This is a genomic window from Rahnella rivi (assembly GCF_019049655.1).
GTDB classification, from domain to species: domain Bacteria; phylum Pseudomonadota; class Gammaproteobacteria; order Enterobacterales; family Enterobacteriaceae; genus Rahnella; species Rahnella rivi.
Genome location: NZ_JAFMOX010000037.1, coordinates 1 through 19,374, shown reverse-complemented (window position 1 = coordinate 19,374; position 19,374 = coordinate 1). Strand labels below are relative to the sequence as shown.

Here is a 19,374-nt window from a genome sequence, read left to right as displayed (position 1 = left end):
CAGGTCGCTCTGATCCCCTGCGCGTTTCTCCTTTCTCACACGTAGATCTGAACGTATGAAAGCACTGACCATTGGCCTGATTGGTAATCCCAATTCAGGTAAAACGACCCTTTTCAATCAGCTGACCGGTTCACGCCAACGCGTGGGCAACTGGGCTGGCGTGACCGTCGAGCGCAAAGAAGGCCAGTTCGCCACCGGAGAACACAAAGTCACGCTGGTGGATTTACCGGGCACCTACTCCCTGACTACCATTTCCGAGCAAACCTCGCTCGACGAACAAATTGCCTGCCACTACATTCTTAGCGGCGACGCCGATCTGATGATCAACGTGGTGGATGCCTCGAACCTTGAGCGCAATCTCTACCTGACGCTGCAACTGCTCGAACTCGGCATTCCCTGCATCGTCGCACTGAACATGCTCGACATCGCCAACATTCAGAACATCCATATTGATATCCCGGCGCTCTCCGCGCGTCTGGGTTGCCCGGTGATCGCGCTGGTATCGACACGCGCGTCAGGCATCAAAGAGCTGAAAGCGGCTATCGACCAGCTGCCGCCCGCCACCGCTATGGAGCGCGTGGTTTACCATCCCATTCTGCAACAGGAAGTGGACGCGCTCGCCAGCGATATGCCGGCAGAAATGGCGCTGCAACAGCGTCGCTGGCTGGCGCTGCAAATTCTCGAAGGCGATATTTACAGCCAGAGCCACGCGGGTAACGCGCAACAGCGGCTGCCAGAAGTGAAAGCCCGGCTCGCCGCGCAGCAACTGGATGATCCCGCGCTGCTGATCGCCGATGCGCGCTACCAGTGCATTGCCGCCCTGAGTGCCGACATCAGTAACTCGCATCTCACCGCGCCGAATAAACTGACGCAGGTGCTGGATCGCGTGATCCTCAACCGTTTCCTCGGCGTGCCGATTTTCCTGCTGGTGATGTACCTGATGTTCGTTCTGGCAATCAACATTGGCGGCGCGCTGCAACCGATTTTCGATATCGGCTCAGCGGCGATTTTCATTCAGGGCATGCAGTGGATCGGATTTACCCTGCACTTCCCGCAGTGGCTGACCATTTTCCTGGCACAGGGGATTGGTGGCGGTATCAACACCGTGCTGCCGCTGGTGCCGCAAATCGGCATGATGTATCTGTTCCTTTCCTTCCTTGAAGACTCCGGTTACATGGCCCGCGCGGCCTTCGTAATGGACAGACTGATGCAGGCGCTCGGTCTTCCTGGCAAATCTTTCGTGCCGCTGATTGTCGGTTTCGGCTGTAACGTGCCGTCGATTATGGGTGCCCGTACGCTGGATGCACCGCGTGAACGCCTTATCACCGTCATGATGGCGCCGTTTATGTCCTGCGGCGCGCGTCTGGCGATTTTCGCCGTGTTTTCCGCCGCGTTCTTCGGCCAGGACGGCGCGTCGATTGTCTTCTCGCTGTATCTGCTGGGAATTGTGGTCGCCATCCTGACCGGTCTGCTGCTGAAATACACCATCATGCGCGGTGAAGCCTCGCCGTTTGTGATGGAGCTGCCGGTGTATCACGTTCCGCATCTGAAAAGTCTGCTGCTGCAAACCTGGCAGCGTCTGAAAGGTTTCGTGCTGCGTGCGGGTAAAGTGATTGTGATTGCGAGTATTTTCATCGGCGCGCTGAACAGCTTCTCTTTCAGCGGTAAGGCGGTGAATAACATCAATGACTCCGCGCTGGCATCGGTCAGTAAAGTGCTGACGCCCGTGCTCTCACCGATGGGCGTGCACCCTGACAACTGGCAGGCAACCGTCGGCCTGGTGACCGGTGCGATGGCGAAAGAAGTGGTGGTCGGTACGCTGAACACGCTCTACACCGCCGAACACATCACCAATGAAGAATTCGACGCCGCCAGTTTCAACCTGCCCGACGAACTGCGCGGGGCCGTAAACGAAACCTGGCAGGGCCTGAAAGACACCTTCAGCATCAGCGTGCTCTCCAACCCGATCGAAGCCAGTAAAGGCGACGGCGAGATGGGCGTCAGCTCAATGGGCGTGATGAGCAGCAAATTTGGCTCAGCGATTTCGGCCTACAGCTATCTGATCTTCGTGCTGCTGTACGTGCCTTGCGTATCGGTGATGGGCGCTATCGCCCGTGAAACCAGCCGCAGCTGGATGACGTTCTCCATCTTCTGGGGGCTGAACGTGGCGTATTCTCTGGCGACATTGTTCTATCAGGCGGCCACGTTCAGCAGCCATCCGACGCACAGTGCGACCATCATCCTCATCGTACTCGTCTTCAACGCGCTGGTGCTCACCGCCCTGCGCAAAGCCCGCAGCCGCGTCAGCGTTCATCTGCAACCGCGTCAAGCTGCGGCCTGCTGTGCACCGGCGACCGGCAGTGATTGCCATTAGGAGGCGTGATGGCCAGTCTGATTCAGGTACGTGACAGCCTCGCACTGGCTGGCCGGGCAGATGCCCGCCAGCTCAGCCGGCAACTCAACACACCGCAACCGCTGGTGCAGGCGATGCTCGAAAAGCTGGTCGCCATGCAAAAAGCCGAGGCGATAGACGCCGACGACAGCTGCCTTTCCGGCGGCTGTAAAAGTTGTACCGAAGGCAAAAAGTGCCTGACGGTCAGCTACCGGTTAATCCCGCAGTAATTCGATTTTTTCCTAAATAGCCGCGTTGCGGCTATCATCACAGGTCGCAACGGCCGCCAACGTGCCGCAGGAGCCTGCATGATCGACAGTGAAATCACTTTTCGCAAACTCGAAATTTTCCTCGCCTATATGGAAAAACAAAACATCAGCCGCGCCGCCGAACAACTCGGGCTGAGCAGCGTCAGCGTGCATCGCGCCCTGCATTCGCTCGAAGAAGGGTTACGCTGCCCGCTGTTTATCCATAAAGGCCGTAACCTGCTGCCGCTGCCCGCCGCTGAAGCATTGCTGGAACACGCCACGCAGGTCATCGAACAGATGGAACACGGCATTCAGGCCACGCAACGCGCCGCCGGATTTGGGGATAAACGTCTCAAACTGGGCACGCTGTATTCCCTGACACTGGAAACGATCCCCCGCCTGATCATGGGGCTGAAGCTGCGCCGTCCGGAGCTTGAGCTGGAACTGGTGATGGGTTCGAACAATGATTTACTGCACAAACTGGAAGACGGTCAGCTGGATGCCATCCTGATTTCGACCAGCGATTCCAACGTTGATGCCCAGCGCTACGATCAGCTGCCGTTGTTCCAGGATGATATTTTTCTCGCCGCCCCGGCCAGTGCAGAACTGGCAAGCGAAGGCACAGCCGATTTACGCGATTATAAGCAGGAAAAATTCGTCTCACTGGCAGAAGGGTTCGCCACTTATCACGGCTTTCAGGAAGCGTTTCAGGTTGCCGGATTCGAGCCGGACATCGTCACACGAGTGAATGATATTTTTTCGATGCTGAGTCTGGTGCAGGCAGGCGTCGGGTACACGCTCATTCCTGGCAGAATGAAAGGTGTGTATGAGAATACGGTGAAACTCCTGCCGCTGGCCGAAGCCTACCAGATGCGTCAGACCATCTCGCTGGTCTTCCCGCACAGCCGCGAGCACGATCCGAACCTGCTCGCCCTCGCAGCCGAAAGCCGGATGTATGCGTTAGCGAGCAGAAAGCGCTGACAGACGCTCGCTGTTTTGTGCAATCAAAACGACCGGCCAGTGTGTTTTATCCGGATGCTCACTCCAGATGGCAGATTCAGGAATACTCACGCCGTCATAACGCATTTTCGAGCCGTCATAAGGGTAAAATTGCCCTTTTTCTGTATCGAGTATGAAAACCAATAATCCCGCTGCATTTTGGGCAAGACGTTTCCAGAGCGCCCGACCGCCGGTGTAATGATCGTTATCACTCATCAGGGTGAGATGTTTTTTGACCACCAGCGTTTCATACAACAATGTCGCTAAACGGTAATCGCGCATGCCGGCATTCACCACCACGCCTTCTACCTGAAACGCCTGATCGTCTTCCCAGAACTGACGGACTTCGAGCAGTTCATCGCTATTATCCCTGCGGGCAAGTTCCAGCGTTGCTACTACGTGGTGTCGGTTTTCACCCCGGTTATCGGTTCGGGTTTGTGCTTCAGCAATGGCAATGAACGGAATTTTCTCGTCATAGATGACCAACATATCGAGATTGTTGAAGCGTATTTCATCAATGATTTCAAATCTTCTGGCCAGAGTGGCCGGACTGTACGATCTTTCGAGCACGATCATTTGCGAATCCCCGCGAATTAAAACTGGCATGATATCCCTTCAATCAGAGTGGTTGGACAATAGCACGCTGCGCAATAATCAAACAGCCCAACGCCTTTCATCACCAAACTACCATGCCTTTAATCAGCGTTCGTTTTCCCGTAACCGCGTTGCGAGACGTCCCGCAACCTGCAGGCCGGACTGGCATAAAGAGAGCGCTTCGCCCTGCTCCATTGCGCGGCGGGTCAGGCCGGTCAGCACCGCGCCCGGTGGCATTTCAATTGCCAGCCGCACATCGCGCTGATACGCCGCCACCATGGCGTCACGCCAGTTCACAGTGCGCGCCATGTTCATCGCCAGATCGTCGGCGATTTTCTCCGGCTGCCAGTAAACGCGGCCAGTGGTGCCGCTGAGATAACCGCAGGTCGGGCGGGAAATCGAAATTTCTTTAAACGCTTCCACCAGCTTCGCCGCTGGCTCATCCAGCAACGCACAATGCGACGGCACGCTGACCGCGAGCTGATGCGTTTTCTGCGCGCCCAGCCCTTTGGCAAGCTGCATCACCTGCGCCATGGCGGCGTCACTGCCCGCAATCACCAGCTGGTCTTCCGCGTTGATATTGGCAAGAAATACCGGCGACGTGGCGCTGTTCACCTGCGCCACCAGCCCCTCAACCTGCATCTGACGCAGACCGGTGATGGCCGAAAGCCCAAAGCCCTGCGGATAAGCCTGCTGCATCAGCTCACCGCGCAGCGCAACCAGCCGGACGGCTTCGGAGAAATCGAGTGCACCTGCCACCACGGCAGCGGGAAATGCACCAATCGACAGCCCGCTGCAAAAATCTGCCTCAATGCCTTCGGCCTGACATTGCTTCGCCCACACCACACCGGCAATCAGTAAACACAGTTGTACCGCGCGGGTAGAACGCAACGCATCGGCGGTATCGAGCAGCAGAACATCTTCGCCCAGCGCGAGACTGGCTTGTGCGATCAGGGAATGGGTAAGCGGATTATCCGGCAGACGATGCAGCATGTGCGGCACCTGCGGCCCTTGTCCGGGGAAGGTAAATAAGATTTTCATCGTGCTCCTTGCTTCTTTTGACCGGTATCACTCTGCCGGCGGTTGCCACGGGTCACGCACCAGCAACGGGCCGGACGCCGTTTTCAGCATGATGTCTCCGCCACGCAGCCATTCGCTGAGGGCAAATCCCCCTTGCGGCGTAGTGATCTGAACATCGGCGCGGCAGGGAAGCCGCTGAAGCTGGTCGTAAAAATCGGAAAACTGAGAAGAGTCCACCGGCGCGTCGCAGCGCACCAGTAAATCGAGATCGCTGCCGGCATGCATGACCGGGAGGTCACTGGCCAGCGCGTAAGCACAACTGCCGGTCACCCCCCACCGGAAAGGCAGTGGCAGATTGCACAACGTAATCAGCGCCTGCACCGGTTGTTGTGACACAAACGGCGAATGCAGTAACACGTTGATGTCGCTGACCAGTGATTCCGGTGTGACGGCCCGCACCACCGCCGCCGGGTCAATCCAGGCGGCGGCACGCTGAATGCGGGTCAGCCCGCGAATACCCACCGGGATTGCGCCGTCAGCACGTTTATCGCGACGCACCACCAGCGGCAGCGCAGTGCGCCAGCCGGTGTTTACCCACGCGGGTAAAACGTCATCGCTTTGCAGCGCAGAGCGGTCGCTGATCCAGACAAAATCATGGGCTCGCGGGTCACACATATTTCCCCCTTTCTGTTAGTGAAGTGCGGCTGTCAGTGAGATAAACAGCGGCAAGGTCACGATACATAATACGGAACTGATCAGCAGTGACGCTTCGGCATCCGGAGACTGCACCCCGAAACGGTTACCGAACACGATACCGAAGAAACCGGCAGACAGTGCAATCATCAAAATAGCGGTGACCGCCACCTGACCGCTCAGGCCGAATGCCAGTACCAGACCCCAGGCGATGAACGGCTGGATCAGGTTTTTGGCGACACAAGACAACAGCACCGGCGCGTTAATTTTCAGTTTACGGGCTGACAGGATCACACCGGTCAGGAACAGCGCAGAGGCGGTGGCTGACAGACCCAGCGGCTTAATCGATGCCAGGAAAATTTCCGGCATTTTAATGCCAATCGCTGACAGGATCACGCCCAGAAGCGGTGCCCAGACGATCGGTTTTTTCACTGAACGCCACATCAGCACCGGCAGCAGTGCCAGAGAAGACCCCTGATTTTCGCCACTCAGACGGGCTTTTTCACGTTCGAGAATCAGCAGACAGAACGGTGTCATCAGCACCGAACCGCAGGCGATAGATACCGCAACGGACAGTGAAGTCGACGGCGCATCGCCCATCACGCTGCTCAGAATAGGCAAACCGAGCGCCGCATAGTTAGGCAGTGCGACGGTCAGCGTCAACACGGCAGCGTCCTGCGGAGACTTGTTGAAGACTTTGGTGCAAATAAAATAAATCGCCGCGTAGGTGATCCACATCGCCAGAACCAGCACCAGAATCAGCGGTGACTGTTCAACAATGCCTGACCACGGCGTTTGTACGGTCGCTGTAAACAGCGCAGCGGGTAAAGCAAAATCCATCACGAAAATATTCAGTAAAGAGACATTCTGGTTATCCACCATTTTCGCTTTCCCGGCGTAAAAACCGAGGATCATGATGACGAAAATAGGGGCAAGCGCGTGCAATATTACGTAAGTCATAGCGATATTCCTGAGACAAAAATGAATGCTCAGTCAGCGCCGGTGCGATGGTTTTTTTAGTATGACAGTCCAGTTGCAGACAACAGCAGGTCCCAGCCCGGACGGTATGTCAGGGCGGGAACCCGCAATGCGGCTGCGTCACGCTGTTTGCAGGTGCGTTACCGGTTGAGACTGAAAGTTATGAATGAATTACCATTCCTGGCGCATCTGCTGGCGAACGCGCTGCGAACTTGCGCGATTTTCTGCACCCAGACGGTTGCTGAGGCTAACGCCTTCTTTGCGTGCGTCCTGGATGTTTTGCCAGACCGTGTTTTCGACACGGGCGATATCGTCAGGCGTGGCGTTGTCCGGGTCTGCGATGTCGAGTAATTGCGACAGCAGGCCCAGCGTGGCGTAGTTTTCGATGTCGTAAGCCATCGGTGGAATGGTGGCGGCCAGTTTTTCCAGCGCCTCCACGGAGCGTAAGGTGATACGTGCGGCGGATTCTTTCCCCATCGCATGGATCATCACGCCGTTGTTTTTAAAGGCGATCAGTTTGTTGGCCTGATAACCGTGCGCCAGAAACGCACCGGACATCGCTTTGCCGACAATCAGCCCGATGACAGGATGCCCGGCCAGTCGTGCTTTGGCGTAAGCGCCCGCGGCACCGGCCAGCGCCTGATGAATGCCGAACGCCTCTTCGCGGCGGCCATACGCCTGACTTGGCACATCGATCACCGCCACGATGGCGCGTTTGGTGCTGGCGTTAGCGTCAGCGTCAATTACGTCGTTGACCACTTTTGCCAGATTCCAGCCTTCGAGCAGGCCGACTTCGCCGCCCGCCGCACGCGGATACTGGTTATTTTTGTCCGGCACCACGGCGATGAAACGCACGGTCTGGTCATTCATTTTGCCGTCGGCCGCTTTCACCGAAGGGCAAAGACCGCTGACCGGTGTGGCGTCTTTGGTCAGTTGTGCGAACCAGTAATCACCCCGGCTGGCTGCGTTGCTGTTGATAGTGCTCATGCGCGATCCTCCCGGTTAAACAGGGCTTCCGTCACATCACGGCTGGCCTGCTGCGCGGTGTCAAAACCGGTCAGTTTTGGCAGGTAATAATCATAATTATCAGAACGGTGTGTGGCCGGAACGCCTTTTTTAATGAAGTCCAGCACGCTTGATTTCACCTGTGCGAGGGAATCTTTCACCAGTGCATCCACAAAGCCGCTGTGATAACGCACTTCGCCACCGGTCATGCTCCAGATAAACGGACGGTCGCGGGAATCGTATTCATCGATACCGGCTTCCTGTTCGATAACCTGCGGGCCGTTCAGACCCAGACGGGCTTCACGGGTGACAATCAGATAACTGCACAGCGCAGCGGCAATCGACATCCCGCCAAAGCAACCGACGGTACCGGCTACCACGCCAATCACCGGCGTGTAGCGGCGTAAATCAACGATAGCGGCATGAATATCCGCGATCGCCGCCAGCCCCAGATTGGCTTCCTGCAAACGCACACCGCCGGTTTCGAGCAGCAGAACCGCCTGCGTCGGGATGCCGTTGCGGTTATCTTCTGCGGCCATTTCCAGCGCAGCGGCCATTTTGGCCCCGGACACTTCGCCCATGCTGCCGCCCTGGAAGCTGCCTTCAATCGCCACAATCACGGCGGGCTGGCCGTTAATCTGGCCTTTGGCGACCACCATGCCGTCGTCGGCCTGCGGCACGATGCCCTGCGGTTCCAGCCACGGAGACATAATGCGTTCAAACGGGCCAAGCAGTTCACGGAAAGTCCCGGCATCCAGCAGTTTGCGGGCGCGCTGACGGGCACTCAGCTCGATAAAGCTCTGATCAGCATCAGTTTGCATGTTCAGCCTCCTCAAAGACCTGTTCGATACGCAGACGGGCAACCCCTGGTGTGGCGCCAAAATCATTGATGTCGAGACGCCCGGCCGGTAATTCACGCAGGGAGCTCAGACGGTCAAAAAAGTTCTGCCATAAGGTATGGCTGCCGTCGACCGAGGTGGTGACGATAATGTTCAGCTCATTGACTGTTTTTGGTTCATACAGCGCTTCTAAATCGCCGGAACCTACCACGCCTGCTTCGGCGCGGCCTGCCAGCGGTTTTGCCGCCGGGTAATTAAATTCAAAACGTTCCATAACACCTCTTTGTACTGATGTTAGTTAATGCGTATCCGGTTCAGACCATGCTGACGCGGTCAAGAAACAGCGTCGCGGCCAGTAAATCGGCGGCACCACCGGGTGATGTGTTGTCGGCCAGCATGCGGTGCTCGAGATGGCGTAATAACTGTTTGCCTGCCATCGTTCTCATCCCGCCGGCATCGAGCACGGCCTGCGCGCCCTGATGCATGGCGTGCAGCGCCGGTAATCCGCCGCGTGACAACACGCAGGTATCGGAAAGCCGGGCCATGACCGCCAGTAAAGCATCGACCTGTGCTTCGCTTTCGCTGGCACCGCGAGCCCGGCTGTGATGGAGCTGCGGCAGCGCACAATGGAGAATGTGCGGGAATGCCCCCTGAGCCTCTTCACGCGCACCGGGCACCTGATAACGCTGCACGGCGTGCGCACCTTTACTGAATTTTTTCGGGCTGAATGCGTCGGGCAACGCCGCAATTTTCGCGGCGCGCTGCGCAATATGCAGCGGCTGGAGATCTTCCGGCTGCATGGCGATCGCGCTGACCAGCAGCCCCATCGCCCAGATAGCGCCCCGGTGCGTGTTCACGCCGCCGGTTTCCGCCATCATCAGCGCTTCTCCCGCACGGCCCAGACGGCCCACTTCCTGACGCAGGGCGATATCCGCCGGGCGCTGCCAGCTGTGTAAAGCCAGCAAATAGAACGTGGACGTCAGACTGCGCGCCGAGCGCACCATCAGATCAAGCGTTAAATCCTGATGTGCGCCGGAACTCCGGCTGTCTACCAGCCCTGGTTTCGGGCTAAGCCGCGCTTCGTCGATCAGCGCCTGCGTCGCCGTTTCTGCCAGCCTTTCGGCCAGCTCTTGTGCTGTGAGTACAGCGCCAATCGTTAAAGTCTGCGGCATCGTCATTACCAGCTACGGAATTTAGCGGGCGGGTTGTACAAACCGCCGGACCAGTCAACCAGATCGCTCACGCTGCCAGCCGCCAGTAATGAACGGGTGGCGTCGGTGCGGCGGATGCCCATGTCTTCCGGGAAGACCACCAGTTCCTGACGGCGCAGGTCAGCGACGCGTTTAGCATCAACGCCCAGACCGATGTCAGTGATCCCGGCCACGGCGGCGACCATCGCACGGCGTTCTTCCAGAGAACGGGCGCGATAGAGGTACGCGATGCCTTCTTCAGTCAGCACGTGCGTCACGTCGTCGCCGTAAATCATCACCGGCGCCAGCGGCATACCGGATTCTTTACCCACATCGACCGCTTCGAGTTTCTCAACAAACGTCGGTTTGCCACCGGCCTGGAAGGTTTCAACCATCTGTACGACCAGTTTTTTACCGCGTGCCATGGGATCCGGCTCTTCGATCATATCCAGCCAGGCTGGCGTGGCGTGACGACGGCCATGCGGGTCATGCCCCATGTTTGGCGCGCCGCCGAAACCGGCCAGACGCCCACGGGTCACGGTTGAGGAGTTAGCCAGGCCATCAACCTGCAAGGTGGAACCAATGAACATGTCTACCGCGTACTGACCGGCCATCTGGCAAAACGCGCGGTTAGAACGCATGGAGCCGTCGGAACCGGTGAAGAACACGTCCGGACGGGCGCGGATATACTCTTCCATCCCCAGCTCGCCACCGAAACAGTGAACGGTATCCACCCAGCCGCTTTCAATGGCAGGGATCAGCGTCGGATGCGGGTTCAGCGTCCAGTGTTTGCAGATTTTGCCGCGCAGGCCGAGCTGTTCGCCGTAGGTCGGCAGCAGCAATTCGATGGCGGCGGTGTTAAAACCGATACCGTGGTTCAGCGACTGCACATTGTGTTTGGCGTAGATGCCTTTGATGGCCATCATCGCCATCAGCACGTGAACCGGTTTAATCAGGCGCGGATCGCGGGTGAACAGCGGTTCGATGAAGAACGGCTTGTCAGCGACAACCACGAAATCAATCCAGTCGCCCGGAATATCCACGCGTGGCAGATCGCAATCCTCTTCAACCAGTTCGTTCACCTGGGCAATCACGATACCGTTTTTAAAGGCGGCGGCTTCGACCAGCGCTGGCGTATCTTCCGTACTCGCGCCGGTGTAGAGATTCCCTTTACGGTCAGCCTTGAAGGCGGCGATAAGCGCGATGTTCGGCACCAGATCGACATACAGGCGGGAATAGAGCTCGATATAGGTGTGAATCGACCCGATTTCCATCTGACCGTCTTCCAGCAGTTGCGCGATGCGCAGGCTTTGCGGGCCGGAGAAAGCGAAATCGAGTTTGCGGGCGATGCCGCGTTCAAAGAGATCCAGATGTTCGGCGCGGCTGACGCTTGGCATGATCATATGTAAATCATGCAGTTTTTCAGGGTTCACCTTCGCCAGCGAGCGGGAAAGGAAATCAGCTTGTTTCTGGTTATTCCCTTCCATCACTACGCGGTCGCCGGAGGCAATCAGCGCTTCGAGGATAGGAATAATTTTATCGGTGGGTAACACTTTACCCTCTGCCACGGCACGGACACTGTCGAGACGCCGTTGTTTTTCATTGCGGCGGGTGTCCCACGCTTTCGTGGTCTGCGGATGTTGCGGCATGCCAAACCTCCCTGGGTTGCGCTTGCTGAAACCTTCCCGGCGTGACGAAAGAGCAGAACGGAGGGAAGTTCAGTCAAGTGGCGGTTGCATCACATTTGACCTGTTTAGGTAACGGGTTAAGTGTAGGAATCGGGGGCATTTCCATCAATAAAGTGCTCTGACACTTCGTTACTCTCAGAGTAATGATTAAAAATATCGTCGATAAATCAGGGGAATGAGAAATTCAGAAAGGGGGATGGCGCACAAATATCAGGAAATAAAAAGGGATGCACAGTGGCATCCCCGGAATGTAGTGCAGAACGGACGGATTATTTGAAGACTTCAGCCGTTGCGGTGATTTTCTTTTTCTCTTGTGCCGCGATCACGACATAATATTTGCCGCCTTTCTCATCAGCCAGTTTGGACAGCTCTTCTTTAGCATCCATTGGCGCGGTGTATTCGTTGCTGGTGGTGACCACGCCCAGGCTGGTGTAACCCTTATCCTTTGCGTCTTCTTTGCTGATCATCTCAGCTGCCATTGCATTGATTGAGAATAACCCGGTCAACATTGCCGCAACGATAATTTTATTAGATTTCATGACATTACCTCTAAATTAGATGAATAGTTTTCAAAGAAAGCAGTCAGGATATAAACGGCAGGTGCGAATGCGCTGGCATGACCTTCATGGTTAAACACCAGTAAACTCCCCAGAGACGCAAACAGGCAGGCGTAACAACTTACGCTTGCCACTCACTCCGTCATTATCGGCTTAAGTATTGGTCACCTTTGGAAATTATCCAGAAATTTGAAAAATATTTTTACATCCTCTTTCATTTTGTCATCAGAAAGTCTTCAACGAGTGAACAAAAAACCTCGGGGTGAGAGACAAAAGGGGCATGCGCTGCCTTATTAATGATTTCGGAGCGGGACTCAGGCCACAGCGCATCCAGCAGCGGCACCACTTTGCGCGGAACCAGACCGTCCAGCGCGCCATAAATTCGCAGCACAGGCGCGGTCAGAGCGGCCATCGGCTGGCGTAAATCGACGTTGCGTAAGATCTCCAGCCCGCCGTTCAGCACGTCGACCGAAGGCATGGGCTGGCCCAGCACAATGGATTTCAGCAGACGCGCATCCTGCCGGGCGCTGTCGCTGCCCAGGGTTTGCAACGCCAGAAAACGCTCGACCGTGCGCTGAAAATCTTCACTCAGCTGATGCTGAAAACCCTGTAATACGTCAGGGCGGATGCCCGGCCACGCCTCATGCGCTGAAAAGCACGGTGACGACGCCACGGTGATCAATTTTTCCACCCGCGCGGGCGCACTCAGCGCAATCTGGCTGGCGACCAGCCCGCCCATTGACCAGCCGAGCCAAGACGCTTTTTCCGGCGCGACCTCAAGAACCGTTTCCGCCATCGCCTCCAGCGTCATTGCACCGAAACCCTCACTGCGGCCATAGCCCGGCAGGTCGATCAGATGCAGACAAAAATGCGGCGCAAGTCGCTCTGCGGTGTAACGCCACACTTCGGCGTTCAGCCCCCATCCGTGAAGCAGCACAAGATGGCGATCTCCTTCGCCGATTGTTTCCCGGTAAAGCGTGTTCATAGCGTATTGTCCGTGTCTGTCTGATTGGCAAAAGGAACCCGCCACTATGCTAACAATTGCCAGCCGCTGTTGGCTATGCCAGTGTCCGCTGCATCTGGCGGTACAGGGAATATGCAGCCTGTGTCTGAAAACGTTGCCTGCCGCCCCGCCCTGCTGCCCGCGCTGCGGATTGCCTTCCTCCGGCGGACATATCGATTGCGGGCGCTGCCTGCTTAAACCGCCGCCGTGGGATGCGATGATCTTCGCCTGTCCGTACGAGATGCCGGTCAGCGGGCTGGTGCTGCGGCTGAAATTCTCCAGACAGCCTGAGCTGGATACCGCCCTCGCACGCCTGCTTTTATTGCGCTGGCAGGCGCGCTGGCGTGAAAACCGGCTGCCGCGACCGGATGTGATGCTCAGCGTACCGCTGCATCAGAAGCGTTATTTCTCACGCGGTTATAATCAAAGTGAACTGCTCGCCCGCCCGCTGGCGCGCTGGCTGCACTGCGATTATCACCCCGCAGCACTCAGCCGCGACCGGCGAACGCCCCCGCAGCAAAGGCTGACTGAGCTGGAAAGGAAGTGGAATCTGCGCAAGGCATTTAGCTGCCATGAAAACCTGAAAAATAAGCACGTGATGCTGATCGACGACGTGGTCACCACCGGCAGCACGGTAAAAGAAATCGGTAAAATCCTGCAAAAACAGGGAATTGCCTCGCTGCAAATTGGCTGTATTTGCCGCACGCTGTAAGTTTAAGCACAGGCTGCTAACACACTGGTCACACGAGGGATGACGGGTAAATGCAAAGGGCGTATTATAACCAACTGGAATAGTCAACTATTGAGCTAATGTTATGATCCTTGTTACCGATGCTGCCCAAGAGCACTTTGCCAAACTGCTGGCAAACCAGGAAGAAGGCACCCAAATCCGCGTATTCGTGATCAATCCGGGTACGCCAACCGCAGAGTGCGGTGTCTCCTATTGCCCACCCGACGCGGTTGAAGCGACGGATACCGAACTGAAGTTCGAAAAGCTGTCTGCTTTCATCGATGAATTAAGCGCGCCTTATCTGCAGGACGCGGTGATCGACTTCGTTACCGACCAGCTTGGTTCCCAGCTGACGCTGAAAGCGCCGAACGCGAAAATGCGTAAAGTGTCTGAGGATGCGCCGCTGATGGAACGTGTTGAATACCAGCTGCAGTCACAGATCAACCCGCAGTTAGCCAGCCACGGCGGCCGTGTTTCCCTGATGGAAATCACCGACGACGGCATCGCTATCCTGCAATTCGGCGGCGGCTGTAACGGCTGTTCAATGATTGATGTCACCCTGAAAGACGGCATCGAGAAAGAACTGCTGCAAAACTTCCCTGAGCTGAAAGGCGTTCGCGATCTGACCGAACACCAGCGCGGCGAGCACTCGTTCTACTGATCCTCCGTTGATCAGCCAGAATGCAAAAAGCACCCTTCCGTTGGGTGCTTTTTTTATGCCTGCCTGCGCTGGTTCACATCACGGAGCAGCGCATCAATTTCCTCATCGGCAAACATCTCCTCCAGCGTTCGCGTCAGTTTGCGGCGCCAGTTGGGATATTCAGCGTTCGTACCCGGCACATTGACCGGCGTCGCCATATCCAGCCAGTCCTCCGGTTGCAGGCCGAGTAACGCGCTGGCGCTGCCTGCCAGATACCCTTGTAGCCCGTGATTCAGCACCGGGCTCATCGGCATATGTTCAGCCTTGCGGGGTGTGGTTTTCGGAACGCAATGCTCAAGATGCAGCGCATTGAGCAACCCCTGCTTACTGTGTTCACGCTCCCCGCGCAGCTTCTCCAAAACCTGCGGATCCGGGTAAACCCCGAGAGACGCCCCCAGCGTTAAATCGCCGCCTTCCCAGTAGCCACGCAACGTCGGTAAATCGTGCGTGGTGACCGTTGCCATCGCCTGCGAAACATAGTCTTCCGGTGGCCGGTAGACGAAGTGTTTATCGTGCTCGAAATACAGCACTTTGTAGGAATAGACGCCGCTGTCGCGCAGGCTGGTGACAATCTCTTTCGGCACGGTGCCGAGGTCTTCACCAATCACCATGCACTTATGCCGCTGGCTTTCCAGCGCCAGCACGCCGAGCAAATCTTCCAGCGGATAACGAACATACGCGCCATTTCCCGCCTCCTGATCTGCCGGTATCCACCACAAACGCAGTAATCCCATGACGTGATCGATACGCAGTGCGCCGCATTCCGCCATATTCGCGCGCAGCAAATCAATAAACGGCTGATAGGCGCGGGCTTTCATTTCATGCGGATCAATGGGCGGCAGGCCCCAGTTCTGCCCCTGCGGCCCGAGAATGTCCGGCGGCGCGCCGATGGTGGCATTCAGGCAATACAGCGCCGGATCCGACCAGGTTTCTGCCCCGCCTTCTGCCACGCCGACCGCTAAATCACGGTACAAACCGATGGGCATGTTCAGCTCAACGCTGCGCTGATAACAATCTGAAAACTGCGCATGCGCCAGCCACTGCTGCCACATATAAAATTCAATTTCGCTGGCGTAACGCTCGCTGAATTCGGTCACGTCGGCGCCTCTGGCATCGCGATAGGCATCGGGCCACACCGGCCAGCCCCACTGGCCTAAATCCAGATCGCGCAGATGCACATGCAGCGCGTCGAACAGCGCCTGTTGCCGCAAACTGTCACCACCGGCGTCGACGAAACGGCGGAAATCCTGCTTACGCGGGCTGTTTTCCGGCAGTGCGCAAAACAGCGGCCAGGCCAGTGTCAGCGCCGCCGATTTCAGCGCCATCACCCGTGGATAATCGACAAACTCCGTGCTGCGCGCCTGCAATAACGCGTCGTGCGTGTCGAGGGCATGCCACCAGCGTTGTGCCTCGCTGCTGGCGATGAATTCTTCCACCGCATTGACGTCGATGTACGTCAGGTTCAGCCAGCGGCGGGACGACGGGCTGTACGGGCTGGCGCTCAGCGGATTGGCAGGGTACAGCGCATGGATCGGGTTCAGCCCGACAAATGCCCCACCGCGTTTTCCGACTTCTTCGACCATCTTTTTCAGATCGCCAAAATCGCCCACGCCCCAGTTATTTTCCGAGCGCAGCGTATAAAGCTGAACCGTCGCGCCCCACAGTTTTTCCCCGGCCAGCAGGGCCTCAGGCTCATAACAGCGAGAAGGGGCTACGATGATCCGGCAGTGCCAGACGTTGCCGTTTTGCGATAACGTCAGCTGGTGATAGCCGGCGGGCAGCGCCGCACCTAAGTTCAGCGCATTGCCCGCCGCAAGATCGCCCTGCGACTGCGCACCATTTTCCTGCGTCAGCTGCCAGCGAAATGCGCCGCTGCCTTCCGGCGTCAGCAGTATTTTTTGGCCCTGGGTAAAGACTTTCACCGGCGGTACCGGCGTCACGTCCTCTTCATCCGCAGGATCCCGTCCCATCGCCGCCAGCAAAGCGGCGCGGGTATCATCGGACACCGTTTCCACGTCATCCGCCATATTAATAAAACTGTCCAAAATCCCGGCCCGGCGCGCGGCCTCAACGAGTTGCTTATCCTCCATGTCGGCTCCTAACGTTTGGCCTGCCAGATACGCTGCTGGTAATCGCGAATGGAACGGTCGGCGCTGAACATCCCGACGCGCGCCGTATTGAGCAGCGCACGGCGCGTCCATTCGTCGGCGTTACGGTAAAGCGCATCCACCTGTTTTTGCGCCTCGCAGTATTCGGCGAAATCCGCCAGCACCAGATACGGATCACCGCCATCGAGCAGGCTGTTCAGCATCAGATCGAACGCTTTTTTATCGCCATTGGCATAAAAGCCGCTGGCCAGTTCGTCGAGAATGGCTTTGAGGTGTTTGTCTTTTTTCACCAGCGCTTTCGGCTTGTAGCCTTTTTTCAGCTGCGCTTTCACTTCGTCGACCGTCAGGCCAAAAATAAAGATGTTGTCCTCGCCGACCTGTTCGGCAATTTCGACGTTTGCGCCGTCGAGCGTTCCGACGGTCAGCGCGCCATTCAGCGCCAGTTTCATGTTGCCGGTGCCCGAAGCTTCCTTACCCGCCGTTGAAATCTGCTCGGAGACGTCCGCAGCCGGGATCATCAGTTCCGCCACCGACACGCAGTAATCGGGAATGAACACCACTTTGATACGATCCGCGACGATCGGATCGTTGTTGATCTTCTCCGCCACCTGATTGATCGCATAGATAATGTTTTTGGCGAGGTAATAACCGGGGGCGGCTTTGGCACCGAACAGGAACACGCGCGGCACGATGTCGAGTTTCGGGTTGTCACGGATCTGGCGGTACAGCGAAAGAATGTGCAGCAGGTTGAGGTGCTGACGTTTGTACTCGTGCAGGCGTTTGATCTGCACATCGAAAATCGCGTCCGGGTTGAGCCTGATGCCCATGCGCTGCCAGACGTATTCCGCCAGCCGCACTTTGTTGTCATGCTTGATTTTGCGGTACTGCTTACAGAATTTTTTGTCTTTGACGCCGTCTTCCAGCCCTTTCAGCGCATCGAGATCCGTCACCCAGCTGTCGGTTTTCAGGCGGTCATCAATCAGCGCAGACAGCGCCGGATTACATTGTTTCAGCCAGCGACGCGGCGTGATGCCGTTGGTGACGTTGTGGAATTTTTCCGGCCAAAGCTGGTGATATTCCGGGAACAAATCTTTCACCACCAGATCCGAGTGCAGCGCCGCAACACCGTTAACCGCAAAACCGGCAACCACGCACAGGTTCGCCATGCGCACCTGTTTATCGTGATGCACCGCCAGCTTCGCCCACACCGCCTCATCGCCCGGCCACTCTTTGCTGACCAGTTTCTTAAAGTTGGCGTTAATTTGCTTAATGATCTGGAAATGGCGCGGCAACAGGCTGCGCACCAGACTTTCATCCCAGGTTTCCAGCGCTTCCGGCATCAGGGTGTGGTTGGTGTAGGCAAACGTGCGGCTGGTGATGTGCCACGCGTCATTCCAGCTCAGCTGATGCTCGTCGAGCAATACGCGCAGCATTTCAGGAATGGCGATGGTCGGGTGCGTATCGTTGAGCTGGATAACTTCATAATCCGGCAGCTCGCTGATTTTTCGGCCAAGGAAATGATGACGCCGCAGGATATCGGCCACCGAGCAGGCACACTGGAAATACTGCTGCATCAGGCGCAGACGTTTACCGGCCTGATGATTGTCGTTCGGATAGAGCACTTTGGTGAGTTTCGCCGCATCCACGCCCTGCTGTTCCGCTTTCAGAAACTCGCCGTCATTAAATTTTTCGAGATCAAACGGATGCGGATGCGTGGCTTCCCATAAACGCAGCGGCTGCGTGATGCCGTTGCGATACCCCATCACCGGCAGATCCCAGGCTTCGCCACGCAGCGTAAACTCCGGCTCCCAGCGCGGAACACCCTGCTCATCTTTCACGATTTTCCCGCCGATCCCGACGCTGACCGCCAGCGAACTGTTGTGGCGGAACCACGGGTATTCGCTGCGGTGCCAGTCATCCGGCGACTCTTTCTGTTTGCCATCCACAAAGCGCTGGCGGAACAAACCGTACTGATAGTTCAGGCCGTAGCCGATCCCCGGTTGCCCGACCGAGGCCATCGCGTCGAGATAACAGGCTGCCAGACGCCCGAGGCCGCCGTTGCCGAGCGCCGGGTCGATTTCTTCTTCCAGCAGGTCGGTCAGATTGATATCGAAAGATTCCAGTGCCCCGGCAATTTTCTCGTACCAGCCGAGATTAATCAGATTGTTGCCGGTCAGCCGCCCGACCAGAAACTCCATCGAAATGTAGTTAACGTGGCGGGTGATTTTTTTGCTTTTGCTAGTGACGGTATCGCTTTGCGGCGGTAACTGTTCGGCGACGGCAGCACTGACCGCATGCCACCACTGATGGCGGGTCATATCCGTGGCACAAGTGAGTCCGAACGCTTGCCACTGGCGGGTGAGCGCCGCCAAAAAAACATCCTGCTTGAACGTGATCTTCGACATAAGGGCAGTCTCTTTTCTGTCTGAGGGACGGAATACTTCCGTGAGAAAAAGCCTGGTTGCGCTAAAAAATGTGATCTGGGCATCTTTATGTATAAACCCTATGCTGGAAAAAAGCTCACTGCGGGGATGAGGAAAAATGCATGAAATCATGTCGAAGGGATAATGTCGGGTTACCCGGAGATATCTTTAAGCCCCATCCAACCCCCATCTTCGAAGGGGGGGCCG

The 19,374-nt window shown here is 56.9% G+C and carries 18 protein-coding genes; 5 read left to right on the top strand and 13 right to left on the bottom strand.

Annotated elements, in window-relative coordinates; all coding sequences use genetic code 11:
• Positions 1-55 precede the first annotated feature (55 nt).
• The 3 genes from feoB (at position 56) to J1779_RS01185 (ending at position 3,621) form a co-directional block, all read left to right on the top strand.
• Positions 56-2,374: a Fe(2+) transporter permease subunit FeoB gene (gene feoB, locus J1779_RS01195; RefSeq protein WP_217202649.1), complete on the top strand. Its 2,319-nt coding sequence runs from the start codon at positions 56-58 to the stop codon at positions 2,372-2,374.
• A gap of 8 nt (positions 2,375-2,382) precedes the next feature.
• Positions 2,383-2,622, top strand: a complete 240-nt coding sequence (locus tag J1779_RS01190; RefSeq protein ID WP_217202648.1) for a FeoC-like transcriptional regulator — start codon at positions 2,383-2,385, stop codon at positions 2,620-2,622.
• A gap of 78 nt (positions 2,623-2,700) precedes the next feature.
• Positions 2,701-3,621, top strand: coding sequence for a LysR family transcriptional regulator (locus tag J1779_RS01185; protein ID WP_122097287.1), 921 nt, complete (start codon positions 2,701-2,703; stop codon positions 3,619-3,621).
• Here the strand turns inward: J1779_RS01185 and J1779_RS01180 are convergent.
• The 11 genes from J1779_RS01180 to bioH form a co-directional block, all read right to left on the bottom strand.
• The gene (locus tag J1779_RS01180; RefSeq protein ID WP_217202647.1) at positions 3,601-4,245 is read right to left on the bottom strand and encodes a hypothetical protein; all 645 of its coding nucleotides are present in this window, start codon (positions 4,243-4,245) and stop codon (positions 3,601-3,603) included. The genes J1779_RS01185 and J1779_RS01180 overlap by 21 nt on opposite strands.
• A gap of 93 nt (positions 4,246-4,338) precedes the next feature.
• Positions 4,339-5,274 (bottom strand): malonate decarboxylase subunit epsilon, encoded by a 936-nt coding sequence (mdcH, locus tag J1779_RS01175; protein ID WP_217202646.1) that lies wholly within the window; start codon positions 5,272-5,274, stop codon positions 4,339-4,341.
• Positions 5,275-5,301: 27 nt separating this feature from the next.
• On the bottom strand, positions 5,302-5,928 hold the full coding sequence (locus J1779_RS01170; RefSeq protein WP_217202645.1) for a malonate decarboxylase holo-ACP synthase: 627 nt from the start codon (positions 5,926-5,928) through the stop codon (positions 5,302-5,304).
• A 15-nt stretch (positions 5,929-5,943) separates the two neighbouring features.
• Positions 5,944-6,906 (bottom strand): AEC family transporter, encoded by a 963-nt coding sequence (locus tag J1779_RS01165; RefSeq protein ID WP_217202644.1) that lies wholly within the window; start codon positions 6,904-6,906, stop codon positions 5,944-5,946.
• Between the two features lie 189 nt (positions 6,907-7,095).
• Positions 7,096-7,911: a biotin-independent malonate decarboxylase subunit gamma gene (mdcE, locus tag J1779_RS01160; protein WP_122097283.1), complete on the bottom strand. Its 816-nt coding sequence runs from the start codon at positions 7,909-7,911 to the stop codon at positions 7,096-7,098.
• Positions 7,908-8,750, bottom strand: coding sequence for a biotin-independent malonate decarboxylase subunit beta (locus J1779_RS01155; protein ID WP_217202643.1), 843 nt, complete (start codon positions 8,748-8,750; stop codon positions 7,908-7,910). The genes mdcE and J1779_RS01155 overlap by 4 nt, the downstream gene beginning before the upstream one ends.
• Entirely contained in the window at positions 8,740-9,042 is a 303-nt protein-coding gene (locus tag J1779_RS01150; protein WP_056775439.1) for a malonate decarboxylase subunit delta, read from the bottom strand. The genes J1779_RS01155 and J1779_RS01150 overlap by 11 nt, the downstream gene beginning before the upstream one ends.
• A 40-nt stretch (positions 9,043-9,082) precedes the next feature.
• Positions 9,083-9,940 carry a triphosphoribosyl-dephospho-CoA synthase gene (locus tag J1779_RS01145; RefSeq protein ID WP_217202642.1) on the bottom strand — a complete coding sequence of 286 codons (858 nt, stop codon included), beginning with the start codon at positions 9,938-9,940 and terminating at the stop codon, positions 9,083-9,085.
• A gap of 5 nt (positions 9,941-9,945) precedes the next feature.
• Complete coding sequence (gene mdcA / locus J1779_RS01140; protein WP_136376620.1) at positions 9,946-11,607, bottom strand: malonate decarboxylase subunit alpha; 1,662 nt, start codon at positions 11,605-11,607, stop codon at positions 9,946-9,948.
• A 308-nt stretch (positions 11,608-11,915) separates the two neighbouring features.
• Positions 11,916-12,185 (bottom strand): YdgH/BhsA/McbA-like domain containing protein, encoded by a 270-nt coding sequence (locus tag J1779_RS01135; protein WP_056775443.1) that lies wholly within the window; start codon positions 12,183-12,185, stop codon positions 11,916-11,918.
• A gap of 232 nt (positions 12,186-12,417) precedes the next feature.
• The gene (bioH, locus tag J1779_RS01130) at positions 12,418-13,188 is read right to left on the bottom strand and encodes a pimeloyl-ACP methyl ester esterase BioH (RefSeq protein ID WP_217202641.1); all 771 of its coding nucleotides are present in this window, start codon (positions 13,186-13,188) and stop codon (positions 12,418-12,420) included.
• 46 nt (positions 13,189-13,234) lie between these two features.
• On the opposite strand from bioH, the gene gntX reads away from it, so the two are divergent.
• Together gntX and nfuA are read left to right on the top strand one after the other, a co-directional pair.
• Positions 13,235-13,918, top strand: coding sequence for a DNA utilization protein GntX (gntX, locus tag J1779_RS01125; RefSeq protein WP_217202640.1), 684 nt, complete (start codon positions 13,235-13,237; stop codon positions 13,916-13,918).
• Between the two features lie 103 nt (positions 13,919-14,021).
• Positions 14,022-14,597 carry a Fe-S biogenesis protein NfuA gene (gene nfuA / locus J1779_RS01120; protein ID WP_217202639.1) on the top strand — a complete coding sequence of 192 codons (576 nt, stop codon included), beginning with the start codon at positions 14,022-14,024 and terminating at the stop codon, positions 14,595-14,597.
• A 53-nt stretch (positions 14,598-14,650) separates the two neighbouring features.
• Here nfuA and malQ read toward each other — a convergent pair whose 3' ends face one another.
• Entirely contained in the window at positions 14,651-16,726 is a 2,076-nt protein-coding gene (gene malQ / locus J1779_RS01115) for a 4-alpha-glucanotransferase (RefSeq protein WP_217202638.1), read from the bottom strand.
• 8 nt (positions 16,727-16,734) lie between these two features.
• Positions 16,735-19,149, bottom strand: a complete 2,415-nt coding sequence (gene malP, locus J1779_RS01110) for a maltodextrin phosphorylase (protein WP_217202637.1) — start codon at positions 19,147-19,149, stop codon at positions 16,735-16,737.
• Positions 19,150-19,374: the final 225 nt, after the last annotated feature.